Annotated in this window: 7 protein-coding genes; 4 read left to right on the top strand and 3 right to left on the bottom strand. The window is 35.8% G+C overall.

All coding sequences use genetic code 11. The features are described from left to right. Window positions 1–102: 102 nt before the first annotated feature. Both AVL50_RS26760 and AVL50_RS26765 read right to left on the bottom strand, forming a co-directional pair. Window positions 103–1,272 carry an iron-containing alcohol dehydrogenase gene (locus tag AVL50_RS26760; protein WP_062620209.1) on the bottom strand — a complete coding sequence of 390 codons (1,170 nt, stop codon included), beginning with the start codon at window positions 1,270–1,272 and terminating at the stop codon, window positions 103–105. 235 nt (window positions 1,273–1,507) lie between these two features. Continuing rightward, on the bottom strand, window positions 1,508–2,725 hold the full coding sequence (locus AVL50_RS26765; RefSeq protein ID WP_157491586.1) for a hypothetical protein: 1,218 nt from the start codon (window positions 2,723–2,725) through the stop codon (window positions 1,508–1,510). Between the two features lie 332 nt (window positions 2,726–3,057). Between AVL50_RS26765 and AVL50_RS26770 the strand changes: the two genes are divergently transcribed. From AVL50_RS26770 to AVL50_RS26785, 4 genes are all read left to right on the top strand, one after another. Continuing rightward, a complete protein-coding gene (locus tag AVL50_RS26770) occupies window positions 3,058–4,278 on the top strand; it encodes a hypothetical protein (protein WP_157491588.1) in 1,221 nt (406 codons plus the stop codon). Between the two features lie 8 nt (window positions 4,279–4,286). Next, complete coding sequence (locus AVL50_RS26775) at window positions 4,287–4,838, top strand: hypothetical protein (protein WP_157491590.1); 552 nt, start codon at window positions 4,287–4,289, stop codon at window positions 4,836–4,838. Further along, window positions 4,838–8,557, top strand: a complete 3,720-nt coding sequence (locus AVL50_RS26780; protein ID WP_062620217.1) for an ATP-binding protein — start codon at window positions 4,838–4,840, stop codon at window positions 8,555–8,557. Before AVL50_RS26775 ends, AVL50_RS26780 begins: the two co-directional genes overlap by 1 nt. Window positions 8,558–8,879: 322 nt before the next feature. Then, on the top strand, window positions 8,880–13,073 hold the full coding sequence (locus AVL50_RS26785) for a two-component regulator propeller domain-containing protein (RefSeq protein WP_062620219.1): 4,194 nt from the start codon (window positions 8,880–8,882) through the stop codon (window positions 13,071–13,073). A gap of 179 nt (window positions 13,074–13,252) precedes the next feature. On the opposite strand, the gene AVL50_RS26790 is transcribed toward AVL50_RS26785, so the two are convergent. Further along, a complete protein-coding gene (locus tag AVL50_RS26790; RefSeq protein ID WP_062620221.1) occupies window positions 13,253–14,449 on the bottom strand; it encodes a biotin/lipoyl-containing protein in 1,197 nt (398 codons plus the stop codon). Window positions 14,450–14,549 lie beyond the last annotated feature (100 nt).

Here is a 14,549-nt window from a genome sequence, read left to right on the forward strand (position 1 = left end):
CATAAACCTTGAAGTTGGAATTGTGATTAGAATTCAAGAATAAAAAAAGAGCTTGCAGAAACTAAATTCCACAAGCCCTTTCCCATTATTGTGCATTCTAAATTAGATACTCATTTCTACAATTTCTTGTACTTTTTCTAAAGTGATATCACCTCTTTCACCAAGTCCTAACCACTTTCTTTCTTCAAAGCGAGAGGTAATAGTCTTTGCTACTTCAGCGTGATCTTCAGTGTAATCAGAGATTTTTGTTTTGATGCCCATAGAGTGGAAGAATTCTACAGTTCTTTCGATAGTAGCTTGTGCTTTATCTTCTTCAGAACCTTCAGTAATTCCCCATACTCTTTCACCGTACTGTACTAGTTTATCTTTCTTGTTGTTGAACATTACTCTATACAAGTTAGGTCCAATGATGGCCAATGTTCGTGCGTGATCAATTTCATACAATGCTGTCAATTCGTGACCGATCATGTGAGTAGCCCAATCTGTTGGTACACCTTGCTGAATCAATCCATTCAATGCCATTGTACAGCACCACATAAAGTTACCCGCCAAAGTACTGTCGCCTGGATTAGCAATTACTTGAGGAGCAATTTCTACTAAAGTCTGTAAAATACCTTCAGCAAAACGATCTTGAAGTGGAGCTTGAGCAGGGTAAGTCAGATATTGTTCCAATACGTGAGTGAAAGCATCTGTAAGACCATTCACTACTTGTCTTTCTGGAAGAGAAGCGACAACTCTTGGATCAAGAACAGAGAATTTCGGGAAACAAAGAGGTCCGCCAAATGCTAATTTCTCTTTAGTGCCTTCTCTTGTCACAACAGAGCCAGAGTTCATTTCAGAACCAGTGGCAGGAAGTGTAAGCACAGTGCCAAATGGAACGGCTTCTGTCACTTTCTTACCTAATCCTTTTTTGATAATATCCCAAGGGTCACTTTCTGTAAATGGAATAGCAACGCAAAGGAATTTAGTAGCGTCAATCACAGATCCGCCACCTACAGCAAGAATAAAGTCAATATTTTCTTTGATGGCCAATTCTCTCGCTTTCATGATGGTTTCATAACGAGGGTTTGGCTCAATACCACCAAAATCAACAACATTTCGATCTGCCAGTGATTTTTTCACATCATCATAGATACCGTTTTTCTTGATACTACCACCTCCATATACTAAAAGGATGTTTTTAGCATCAGCGGGAATATGTTTGTTGACTTCCTCAATTCTGTTTTCACCAAAAACGAGACGGGTTGGGTTCCAAAGTTCAAAATTTTTCATTACTAAGTATGTATTATTAAGCGGTTATTGTAGTTGTGATTTCAATTCATCAACTACTTATGTGTTCTAACAACTATTTACTTAAAGTGTTCAAGAAAAGCTAGTAAAAGATTTAAAAAAATGGAGGTTGAAGAAAGATTTTAACCTACATCAATTTTTTATGAATTGATAAAAGAAAAACCTCCAGTAATATTGAATTACTGGAGGTTCATGATCAATGGAGAAAAAGTAATTTTTAGTTCATTTTACCAATTCCATCGATGGTTCCATCAATATTTTGTTCAATGATTGTATAGGTACCATCATTGTGTAAATGACCAACCGCAGTTTTACCATTATGTTGGGAAGTACCCCAGAAAATACTTTCTCCTAAATCATTAGAAGCAATATCATAAACAGTAATACCTTCAAATTGCATGATATGTTGTGATGAATAATCAACTGGATCGATCTTAAGCAACAGAGGATTACCAGTAGTATTGATTCCAGCAATTACCATTTTATCTTTTGACTTTTCAGTCGTTTGGTTATTGATAATATTAAAATCTCTCAGCGATGTAATTAAAACTTCTTCACTCTCTTCTGTATTAACAAGCTCATAGATTTCATTACAGCCAATACCCATGACCTTGTTTTCAAATGTCATTATTTTAGATAAACCACAAGAAAGTACAAAACGGTTGTCTCCATAATTTCTTGAAGTTTGCTGATCAGTATCTACTAACTGTACATTCGTTTCATTATCATTGTCTACAGGTTTGTAGTAGAAAAGTTCATTCTCATTTAAACCATTCCAAAGTACAGTAAATCCTACTTTATTGACGGTGTCAATTTTCTTTGATGAATTTGCTGTTTGCAGATGAATTTCGACAAAATTATCTACAGAGGCCGAGTAAAGGATATTACCTCTTGGGTCAGCAGCAAAACCTGTGATTGCACCATCGTGAGCAGTAGAAATAGGGACTTCAACTATTGAATTTTCACTTGTAACAATACTGTACAATTTACTATCATTACCAAGGTAAATTACCCCTGCACTAGTAGGAATAAATTGCTCACAAAAGAAAAACTTCCCTGAGATAGGAGGAGCTGACTGCATAGGAGTTGTGTTGCCATTTCTATTGTCTAAAATATAGTTTTCAACACCTTGAAACCCTAGGTAGAGTAGGTCATTATTGATTTGATGAAGATCAGTAGGTAACCACTGAGGAATAAAAGTTTCATCAAAATTATTGGTATAAGTCACCGTGTCGATCTCATTTTCATTGGTTACCTTATACAGTCTTTTTCTGTTTTCAGTATCCACCACATTAGGACCAATAAAGATGCTTGAAGCATAACTCAGGTCAATGTTTTTGATATGCTCTTGAGGGACTAGTTGATCGTTCTCCTTGTTACATCCAACTGCAAAAAGGATCACAGCAAGGATCATAGACAGTTTTGTCGTTTTCATTTTTTTAATTGTAGAATTAATAAATTATTAGGTACGTTAATAGATTGCCAATCAATTATATTTATGAGGTATTTACTCTCTTGTTTTAGTAAATTTGTAGTATAAAAATGAATATTTTTATTGATGAATAAAGAGGGTGTTTCTGTTTATTATCATTCCTTTAATTCATTTAACCATACGCAGGTTGATTTAAATAATTTTTATAAATACTTTATCAATCTTTAGGACGTGAGAAAAAAGTGGTGAATTACTTGCATAACTTCTCCCGTCTTTATTAATTATGAGGTTCTAGTTGATGAAGTTCATTCATCATTATTCAAAACCAACGATAAGTGGCAGATATACAGACAGCTGATGAATTAATACGAGAACTTTACAGGCATCGGAAAGTGATCAATCATCTTTTTAAGAAGAAGAGTGCTTCTTTTGATGAACTCACGGAGATTGCTGATGGTAAGGAAAAGGAAATCTTGCAGGCCAATGCAAGAGGGATTATCTCTTTGCAGGAAGGGGAACCTGTACGTTTAGACGAACGTCTACTTAATTTTGTAGAGGATTTTCTGGAGATCAATGAGGATATCCGAAATTTTGAGATTGATGAGAGCATCAGAATCTTGAAGAAGACGATTTACCTTTATGAAATTGATGAGGATAGCAGGGAGAGAGAGCGTTATTTAAATAGAGTAAAACGAAACCTGAACAGTATTGGGAGGGTAATTCGTAAGAATGCGGCCACGCTTAGTGCTTTAGTAAAACAAGAATATAAAACGGCATCTTCAATTGAACTCAAAAAAGTGAAAATTGAAGACCACAACGAACAAGCTGAAAAGCTTCTACAATTGATTCAAAACGCTGAGGAATTGCTGGAAAATCCATTCTTCAGAGTAGTACAAGACGAAGGACTTCGTACCATCGTCAATGAACTAAGAGGAAATCACCTGACCATGGCACGTCATAACTTGATTGCCTTACGTCAGGAAATTGTCCGCTTTATCAATCAGATTGCAGAGCTTGATCGTCAACATAAAAAGATCTTACAACTCAAGAAATACAGAGATTTGTATGAGTTGGAAGTGCGTACCAATGTGGAGGAAGTCTTCACACATGAAAATGCTTTGTTCTTCGATACGCAATTACGTTTTCAAACCATGTTGGATTTGGATTACCTAAGAGGTGATGAAGGGTTGGACATTATTGAAAGAGTAGCGATTCGTCGTCAGCACAAAATGAGAATGCAATTGCAGGCGGAGTTGGATATCGATGGGGATTTATTAGATCCTCAACAGCAGAAAATGTTGCATATCGATTTCAGTAAGCTGAAAAGAGCGTTCTTCTTACAGGACAAAGACTTATTCCACTTTGTGAAAGAATATGATTATGGATACGAAATGACAGAAGATCAATTGATCAAAATTTACTGTCAGGTGGCATTGATTTTTGAAGATGAAATGGATTTTGGATTACCGAAAAACCCATTTGATGATGCCAAACAAATCGAACTCAATGGAAAACAGTTTGCCTTTATTCGTCCAAAATCAACAGAAAAGAAATAACAAACAGCATGAATATAGATCATAATAGTACCCGTCGAGTATTTGAGATGCTCAGTCGAGGACAATTTTTGAGTGCTAATACCATAAGACCGGAATTCAGAAAACTATACGATGAAGTAGAGGAATATTTTTCTGCATTCGAAAGCGTCTATGCCCCACTTGGGTTTCACCTAAAGAAAGGAAATAATTACTTCTATTTTTCTCGTGAAGGTGGTCGTCAAACCATTGAAGAGAAAATCGAACGTTTCTATAAATACATTGATCGATTGGCATTTTTTGCAACCTTCGCTCCTGGATTTGGAGAAGGAATGCGTTTTTATGTCAAAGATATTGTACATAAATGCAATGTTGAAACCGACTTGAATGATCAGCTTCAACGTTTTGGCTCCGACAAATCGATCTCTACACATGATAAAGTAAGAGACCTTGTAGACGAAATGAAAAGACAGGGTTTTATGGAGTGTGAGGATGATGAAAACGAAGGTTATATCGTTTTATCTTCTTACAACTACCTGAAAGATATTGTTGATTTAATAGACATTGATCCAACTAACGAATAATGAATACAAGACAATCACCTAAAAGATATTTAAATAAACTCGTCCTGATTAAAAGTGCGGGTTTTGATTATGCTGAAGTGGATCTTGGAGGAAATGTTCACTTTGTGGGATCCAATGGTTTTGGTAAAACAACAGCATTAAGAGCCGTTTTATTCTTTTATCACGCCACTTCTGAAAAAAGGGAGTTGGGGATCAAAGAACAGCAAATGTCTTTTTCTGAATATTACTTTCAAGACCTCAATGCACGTCTGATTTATGAAATTCAGACACCAAGAGGAAAGCATTTACTGACAGTGTATAAATCAGGAGGTCGTTTGAGATTCCGATTTATCGATGCTTCTTACAACAAAGATTTATTTATCAAAGACCGAAAAGCATGTACGCATGATGAGGTTGTTGAGAACTTAGAAAAAGCAGAAATTCCTTTCTCAGATGAGATCAGAAGGTTTGCGGATTTAAGAAAAGTGATCTATGGTGTAAGCAAATACAATACACAATTCAGCCTATTAAAACCATCTGCAGGTGTAAAAAGCCATCACGTAGAAGGTATTCCGAAGGCGATTACCAACATCTTTAGAAGTTCTGGCTTAAAGTCAGATTACATCAAAAGAGCGATTGGCGAAGCGGCCTCTGCAGATTATGAAATGCAACCTATTTCTCTGGAGACGATTGCCAATTTCATTCATGAGTTTGATGATCAGTTAACCGACTTTGAAGACTTCGAAAGAAATAAAGGTAATGCTGAGGAAATCGTTTCATTAGAAGCTGAAATCACTCAACAGCAAGATTACCAACAACGCCTCGCCAAGCAGATTGGTGGTGGAGTTGCTTTAGCAGAAAAACACTTAGCCGACAGTGAAAAACTCTTAGCAGAAATGCAGAAAGAGGAAAATGAAATGAAGGCGAAGTACGAGAAAGCAGAAACCAACTATCAAGAGAAAACGGCTGAAGTCAATCAAGAATTAGGGGAGATTAAAGCGACCTTAAAGGAGATTGAAAGAAGAGAAAAGGAATATGAATCCATCAATATCGGTGGGGAAACATTCTCAATTGAGCAGGTTGTAGACTTGGTAGCGGAAGAACCACGTTTGAAAGATCAGTTGATTTATCAGCAGGAGATCAAGCAAATGTTGGTGGCGAAAACTGCTGAAGTGGAACGTTTGATTTCTGATCAAAAAGCGTCACTAGAGCAGAAGTTTACCTCAAGAAAAGGGGAGTTCAATGAGCAGAAGCAATTACTCAAAGAGCAATTACACCTTCAGAAAGAAAAACTTCAAAGCGAAAAACAGGAGAAGTTAGAGGAAGTAAGAACCAAGTTCTTTACGCAGGAAGGAGAATACAGAACAGAATTAGATCAACTAAAAGAAGCGAAAACGAGAGCGGATGTTGCTTTGGAAATGGAGCAAGACAAAGATTTCGCAAAGAACCTTTTAGTAGAAAATAATACCCTGAGATTTAAACTTTCATCTTCTATCAAAGAAAATAAACACACTTTGGTAGAGACAGAAAACACGATTAAAAACACCAAAGAACGTAAGCGATTAGAAGAGCAGATTATCCGTAATGAAGCGAGAAATCAGCAAATCGAATTGGAACGTCAGGTGAAGATCGCTTCTGATGAGGTGGAAGAATGGAAAGTTCGTCAAGAGAACTATGAAGGTACATTCCGTGAATTCTTAGATCAAAATAAATCAGATTGGGCTGAAAATATCGGTAAAGTTTGTGATGAAGAATTGCTTTCTAGAAAAGATTTAGAACCTTCACTTTTAGAAGGGGAATCTTTCTATGGAGTGAAATTGGACATCGCTTCACTGACTTCAAAAGTGACGGCTACTGATCATATTTCATCAACTTATGAAGCTAAAAAAGAAGCATTGGCGAAAGCTGAAAGTGATTTAGCGGAATTGGATGAAGTGATTGATAAGAAAGTTGAAAAGCTATTAGGAAACTATAGCAAGAAACTCGCAAAGCTGGAGCAAACGCTTTCAGACCTTTCTTCAGAAATTGTCAATCAGGAAAAAGAACTAAAAGAAGCAAGAGAGCAGGAAGCCTCAATCATCGAAAAAGGAAACACTCTGAAAGAGGAAGCCTTGGTAGATTTGAGAAGAAAGCTGAGAATTGCTCAAGAATCTTGTGATACTTTAGAAGGAAAACTAGCGGACTTAAAAGATGACCGTTGGGCACAAGAACGTGAGATTTCTGATATTTTCAACTCTAAAATCAATGCTTTAAAAGAAGAGATTGATGGAAAGCTAGCGAAGTTAGAGAAAGAATGGTCGGCATATCAAGGAGATCACGATAAACGTATTACTGCACTTGAAGAAGAGCGTAAAGGTTTATTGGAGGAAAAAGGTATTGATACCGATAAGTTAGCAGAGGTTGAGGAAGAAATTACAATTCTAAATCACAAACTGAAACAGGTTGAGGAAGCTCAAATTGTAAAAAGAGGGTACGAAAAAGACAAAACGTACTATTTGGACAAAGCAGAGGAGACAAGAAGTAGAAAGAAATTCCAAGATCGAGAGCTAGAAAAACTTAAAGAAGAATACGACAAAGCAGTTGAGGAATACGAAGAACAACTCAACTACTTGGATGATAAAAGAGATGCTTACCGCAGAACGAAAGATCATTCCAATCATCTTTTAAAACAATTCAAAGCGGCAAGAGAAGAAGACGAACAAGCCTACGAACGTCTTCAAAAATACTTTGATGAAGGTGTTGAAAACCTCAATGAAGCAGAAATCAACGACAGCGATTTATCTTTCTTATTGACAGAACTAAGAAAGTCATTAAAAGAAAAAGCACGTTTGGTTTCTACCTTTAAATCAAAAGGACAAATCTTTACAGGTGTCTTCAGAAGAGACAATCATTTGAAGATTCCAGCACTTTTCGCTCAATCGACTTTGCAAGAATTTATTTACTTGGCGAAGAAAGTCCTTCCGAGTTTATTGGATGGAGAGCGATTGTCACACATGAGGGATCAATTAGAGAAACAGCATAGAGAAATCATTAGTGCTGTTGCTCGTCAAGTGAAAGACCTTTCGGATACTTCAGATTTGATTAAGAAGATTGTCAAAGACATCAATAATGGGTTTGCGAAAAGTAACTTCGTGGGTGTAGTGAAGTCCATCGAATTGGAATACAATGAGAACAATACGCCATTGTTGACCACTTTAAAGAAAATCTACAAGCTCAATGAGAATGTATCATTCTCAGATCAAGGCGATATCTTTAAGGTCAATGTCAACTCTTCAGCAAAAGATTCTCGTTATTCAGTTCAGTTGTTGAAAGACCTTCGTAGAGTAATTAAAGAAAACGCTCAAAAGCAGATCACATTGGAAGATACTTTTATGTTACGCTTTAGGGTCATCGAAAATAATAACGATACAGGTTGGGTAGAGAAGTTGTCTAATGTAGGTTCGGAAGGTACGGACGTGTTGGTGAAGTCGATGATTTACATTACGCTCTTGACTGTATTCCAAGAGAACGCTTACAAAGAACAAGAGGATTACTTCGTACACTGCGTGATTGATGAGGTGGGTAAATTATCAGATCGTTACCTAAGAGATCTGATCCATTATACCAACTCCAAAAATATCCGCTTGATCTTCGGTTCACCAAACGAAAATGATCCATCGATTTACGATCACGTATTGAAATTGGAAAGAAATTCTAAGACAAATAAAGCAAGCGTTGTGAAGCTTGTGAGTGAGATATAGAGAAAAGCCTCTTGCTGATACAGTGAGAGGCTTTTTTGTACATGAATGAGGGGAGAATAATAAGTATAGAAGCAATCGTAGATACGTTTTATCTTCTTTTATAAATACTTACTACTCATGCTGGATACTGTTCAATTCGCGATTTAAAGGGAGAAGAAATTTTGAAATAAGGGGGGTATAATTTCGAATCCGAAGAAAAAAAACTTATTCGCCCCTATAAGGGGGATTAAAACCATAACTTTTTATTACACTATTAAATTATTATACGCACTTTGTTCAACAAATACTAACAAAGATTTTTTAAATACTCTTATTAAAGGAAATGAAATTAACTAGAATAAAATTATTAGCTCTCGTAACTATTATTCTAACTGCGCTTGGTTTTTCTTCTTACAAAAAAGTAGATGTAGGTAAAGATTCACTCGCCTTTTTTACTACATCAAACCTCGTCAAGATAGGCTATAGAGTTTTTATCCCAGTGGAATATCACAGCTCAAAAAAGCAATTTATCAACATTGCTGTGAAGGATAAAGATAACAACACTATAGGTTACGGAAGGCAAGACGCACAATTAGGAAAGAATATTACGTTCGTGCCTGTTCAGGTAAAAAATAACCTGAAAGAAAATAAAGGGTATTACATTGAATGCTTTTATACTGAGCCGAATAAGAAATGGGCTCAAAATAAATTAGTCCGCAAGTATGTTATTGCGAAGAAAAAAATTCCTTTCCACTTAAGGCAAAGTAATCTTTTCGATCAAAAAAAATGGGATCATTTAGAAGGCGATGTTATTACAAATACAGAAGAGAGTTCTTTTTATTTGAAAATGAAAGGAAAAGCATCTGCCTCTAAGAAAGTACCGATTTTACCCCACAAATATTATCAAGTTACTTTTAATGCCACCAATCATAATACGGCATCAAAAGCTCTTGTTTCTTTAAGAGGTGCTCAACTTGATAATTTACATATAGAGATCGATCAATCGGAAGATCAGCAATATGCTCTTGTTTTTAAATCAACAAACAATGAGGTCAAAGGAATTGATGTTGTTGCCTTTACAGAAGAGGGTGGATCGATTGAAATCAATAATATGGCGGTAACTCCCGTTGCCGATCAGTGGGTAAAAAGAATAGGATTTTATCAACAACAACCTTCCATCAGTTCATTGAAGTTTTTTGAACAGATAACAACCAACAATGGCCTTTCTCAAAACTCTATTCCTACAATTTTTCAGGATCACCAAGGTTTTATGTGGTTTGGCACTTATGATGGACTCAACAAATACGATGGTTATAGTTTTAAGGTTTATAAAAAAGACAATCAAGGCTCTTCCAAATCATCGATCAGCAGTAATCTGATTTATGCGATTGATGAAGATATAGACGGCAACCTTTGGGTAGGAACATCAGGAGGAGGACTTAATATGTTCAATAAGGCATTGCAAGAGTTTGTGGTGTATAAGAACGACCCTGAAGATCCGAATAGTATCACAAGTGATCATATCACAGATTTACTGATTGATTCGAAAAATAGATTATGGATCACTCACTCTAAGGGTATAGATTTATTGGATTTAAATCTTCCAATAGAAAAAAGAAGTTTTAGGTCCATTAATCTTCATGCAAGTGATAAATATCCAAAGAAAGTGTCATGTGTTTATGAGTCAAAAGCTGGAGAATTATGGTTTGGTGGTAGTGCTACAGCCTTGTATCGCTTAAAAAGCGAGCTGAATGGAGATTTTGTCTTCGAAACTTATAAGGCAACAGGATTGGTCAGTGATATTGAGGAAGATAAAAACGGAAGACTTTTGCTGGGAACTAATGCGGGTCTTAATTATGAGTTTAAAGATAAAGAAACAGGTAAATCCTACTTTTCAGTACTTGCTTATGGAGGTGTCAATGATTTAGAATTTACCAATGACAAAGAAGTACTGTGGATAGCAACTCGCGAAGGGTTGGTGGAGATGGATTATGATGAAAAGGGAAATTTAAAGTTTAAAGCAAAATATAAGGAGAACATTTACAATGAACATAGCCTAAACAATAGTGATATTTTTAAGCTTTATAAAGACAAGCAAGGTACGTTGTGGATTGGTACAGTAGAAGGTGGGGTTAATAAATTGGATGTTTACCGCAAACCATTCTTCCACATCAAAAAAGTAGGAACGAAAGGCAGTTTACTCGCCAATGCTACACGTGGTTTACTGGGAGATAGTAAAGGCGGTCTTTGGGCAGGAACAGGAACGAAAGGATTAAACTACTTACCTCCGAATCAAAATTATGATCAATTCCAGCATTTTGAAGAAATCAATAAGGTTTATGCCATCATTGAAGCAGAGTGTATTGGGAAGAAAAAGATCTTGATTGGTTCACGTGGAGGATTATTTGTGACAGACCTTAATGCTGATAAAAATATTCCATTGGCTGAAAGAGTACATAAAGTGGAATATGATTTTTCATCGATTATGACACTCTTTCAAGACAGCAGAGGTTTAGTTTGGGTGGGAAGCTACGGCAAAGGTTTGTTCAGAATGAATGATAATTTAGATCTTACAGCTGTTGTACAATTGCCCACTACACAACAAGAAGGACAGTTGAATAGTGAGATCATAAGAAGTATTCAAGAGGACAGCTTTGGTAATATTTGGGTAGGTACAGCGAGTGGTTTGAATAAAATTCCAGTAGATCAAATTTATGAAGACAATCCTCAAGTTGTGGTCTACGAAAATGATATAAATAATAAAAACAGTATCAGTCAGGATTATATCCTAGACTTATTGCCTACAAAAAATGGAGACCTTTGGGTGGGTACAATGGGTGGAGGCTTGAATAAATTTATAGCGAAAGAAAATAAATTTGTCAGGTTTATAGACGCCAATGGATTACCAAATAATACAATTAAAGGTCTTTTGAGTGATGACAAAAATCACATCTGGATTTCCACCAACAATGGTTTATCCAAAATACATGAAGAGACATTTGAAATAACGAATTACGACCGTAGTGATGGATTGCAAGGCAATGAATTCCAAGACCTCTCTAAATCGAAAACCAAGGACGGTTTTATGCTATTTGGCGGAGTGAATGGTATCACTATGTTTGAACCGGATAAAATCAAAGAAAACACTTTTGTTCCGTCTGTTGTTTTTACCAATTTTAAACTCTTCAATAAAATTGTACATGTTGGAGATTCTGTGAAAGGAGAAGTGATTCTAGAGAAAAATATATCTCTAACCAATTCTTTGGTACTTGATCATGATGAGAAAAACTTCTCACTTGAATTTGCAGCTTTACATTATGCCTCTCCACTTAGAAATAAGTACTCCTATAAATTAATGGGCTTTGACAAGGATTGGTTTGAAGTAACAGCTGAAAATAGATGGGTAAATTACACCAACCTTGACGCTGGAGAATATACGTTTATGGTACAAGGATCAAACAATGACGGTAAATTCAACCCTGTCATCACGGAAATGAAGATTAAGATCTTACCTCCATGGTGGGAAACGACGTGGTTTAGACTTATGTCTGCTATTATCTTGATCATATTGGCGATAGCTTTCTATCAATACAAAGTTTATTCCTATAAAAAGAGTAAGAAATTATTGCAGACATTGGTTAAAGAACGTACGGTTGATCTTCAAAGTGCTCATGATGAAATCATGTCGAATAATGCTAAATTAGAAGAGCAACATGAAGAATTAGAAATGCAGAGGGAGTCTTTATTGAGAAAGAATGATTTGATTACAGAGACCAATAATAAGCTGATAGATAGTATTCGTTATGCGAAAACCATTCAAAAAGCCATTCTTCCATCAGAACGTGATTTACGAAAAGCTTTTAAAAATATCTTCAGTTTATACCTTCCGAAAGATCTGGTCTCTGGTGATTTTGTTTGGTTGCATCAAGAAAAAGCACACACTTATTTTGTGGTGGCAGATTGTACAGGGCATGGCGTACCTGGAGGATTTATGTCAATGATTGGCTCATCGATTTTGAATAACTTGATCAGAGAGCAAAAAATGGAGGATGTGAGCAGTATTCTTGATAAACTGCATGATAAAATCTACAATGCTTTCCGTGATGATGACACCTTCAAGGATGCAGGAATGGATTTGATTATTTGTAAATTCACACCTCAAGGTGGATTGACAATTTTGGAATTTGCAGGAGCCAAAACGCCTTTATACCATTATGATAATTTCCAGAAAGAAATCACTGTCTACCCTACAACCAAAAAGTCAATTGGCTCTTCAAGAAAAGCAGACCTGAAGTTTGAAAAACATATGCTGACCATACTTCCTGATGATAGTATTTATTTAGCTTCTGATGGCTTTGTAGATCAAAATAGAACGGACCGTAAGAAGTTTGGTAAAGTGAGATTCTTAGAAATGCTCAACAGCAATTCTGCATTGGACTTTAATACGCAGTTTGAAAATATTCAAAGAGAATTTGAGTTCTTTAAACAAGATGAAGAACAACGAGATGACATTACTTTAGTCGGTATTGGATTCTAATCCTCCTTTCTAATAATATAAATAAGCAATTACGTAGCAGGCTACGTATCTACTCCCCGTAGATGCGTAGCCTGCTACGCTTTTTTTAGTACTACCCAGCGATGGTATTTTGATGCAATCACCTAAACCAAACAGTAATATTGTATCTCTTTTGATCAGTTATATAACAGGCAACGTTTCTACTTATATTTCAATATTGGAGCCCCTATTTTTACCTCTTTATTGATAGTTAAGGCTTTAATTACACCCTCACGTTCAGCCACAATCTCAAAAGTAGCTTTATCAGATTCAACTTCTACCAAAACATCATTAATATTGATATGGTCACCTTCCTTTACATGCCATTTTGTGATAGTGACTTTGTCGATATCAGGACTTAATGCAGGAATACGAACAAGATCTTCTTCATTCTCTTTTTTACGATTAGGATTATAGATAACCATAATGATATCATTGACCAAAACTTCTTTCTTGGGATTTAGATAAATGACTTCACCAGCTTCATAATTTTCTAATTCTATTGTCGCTTTGTCGGTTTCCACGTCAGCAATGATGTCTCCCACTTTCACAATGTCACCAAGTTTCACATGCCATTTAGAAATAATGGCTGATTTCATATCATCCATCATTTTTGGCATTCTAACCGCCTCACTGTCTTCAGGAATCTCCACTTCAGTCATTTCTAAGCTCTCAGGAGCTACTATATCTTTAGCAACCTTTTTGTCTGATTGATTATTTTTAAAACCTGTTACAGTCAAAATAATTTCATTTACCAATAATTCCTTTTTAGGATTTATATATGTAACTACTCCATCATCATAACTTTCTAGTTCCATAACGGCTTTTTCCGTTTCAACCTCAGCTAGAATATCACCAGCTTTAATTGTCTTACCAACTTCTGTGAAGACATGAATGATACGAGCCATTTTCATATTCTCATGCATTATGGGCAGTCTTACAGCTTCGCTTCCTTCAGGAATCTCCACTTCGGTTATTTCAAGGTCTTTGTATTCAAAAGTCTTTTTTAGGGTTGGGTTTTTAGATTTTATAATCATGATAACATCATTGACCAAAACTTCTTTCTTGGGATTTAGATAAGTGACTTCACCAGCTTCATAATTTTCTAATTCCATTGTCGCTTTGTCGGTTTCCACGTCAGCAAGGATGTCTCCCACTTTCACAATGTCACCAAGTTTCACATGCCATTTCGAAATAACGCCTGATTTCATATCATCCATCATCTTTGGCATTCTAACCGCCTCACTGTCTTCAGGAATCTCCACTTCAGTCATTTGAAGGTTTTGCCCTATAGGTTTTATGCTAGGTGTAGTTTCTTTAGAAGAAGAACTAAAGAATTGAAGTAGTTTGCTTAACATTTGTGGTAATTCAAAATTTTTGTCTTAGTACTTATTTAATATACAGAAGTAATATAACGAACTTTTTTATTAGTAATAACAGGTAACTTTAAAATCATCA

It is taken from the genome of Flammeovirga sp. SJP92, assembly GCF_001583495.1.
GTDB lineage: Bacteria > Bacteroidota > Bacteroidia > Cytophagales > Flammeovirgaceae > Flammeovirga.

What these genes read in the sequence shown, in the direction of transcription:
- AVL50_RS26760 (WP_062620209.1), bottom strand. Translation starts at nt 1,272, where the DNA reads ATGAAAAATTTTGAACTTTGGAACCCAACCCGTCTCGTTTTTGGTGAA.
- AVL50_RS26765 (WP_157491586.1), bottom strand. Translation starts at nt 2,725, where the DNA reads ATGAAAACGACAAAACTGTCTATGATCCTTGCTGTGATCCTTTTTGCA.
- AVL50_RS26775 (WP_157491590.1), top strand. Translation starts at nt 4,287, where the DNA reads ATGAATATAGATCATAATAGTACCCGTCGAGTATTTGAGATGCTCAGT.
- AVL50_RS26780 (WP_062620217.1), top strand. Translation starts at nt 4,838, where the DNA reads ATGAATACAAGACAATCACCTAAAAGATATTTAAATAAACTCGTCCTG.
- AVL50_RS26785 (WP_062620219.1), top strand. Translation starts at nt 8,880, where the DNA reads ATGAAATTAACTAGAATAAAATTATTAGCTCTCGTAACTATTATTCTA.
- AVL50_RS26790 (WP_062620221.1), bottom strand. Translation starts at nt 14,449, where the DNA reads ATGTTAAGCAAACTACTTCAATTCTTTAGTTCTTCTTCTAAAGAAACT.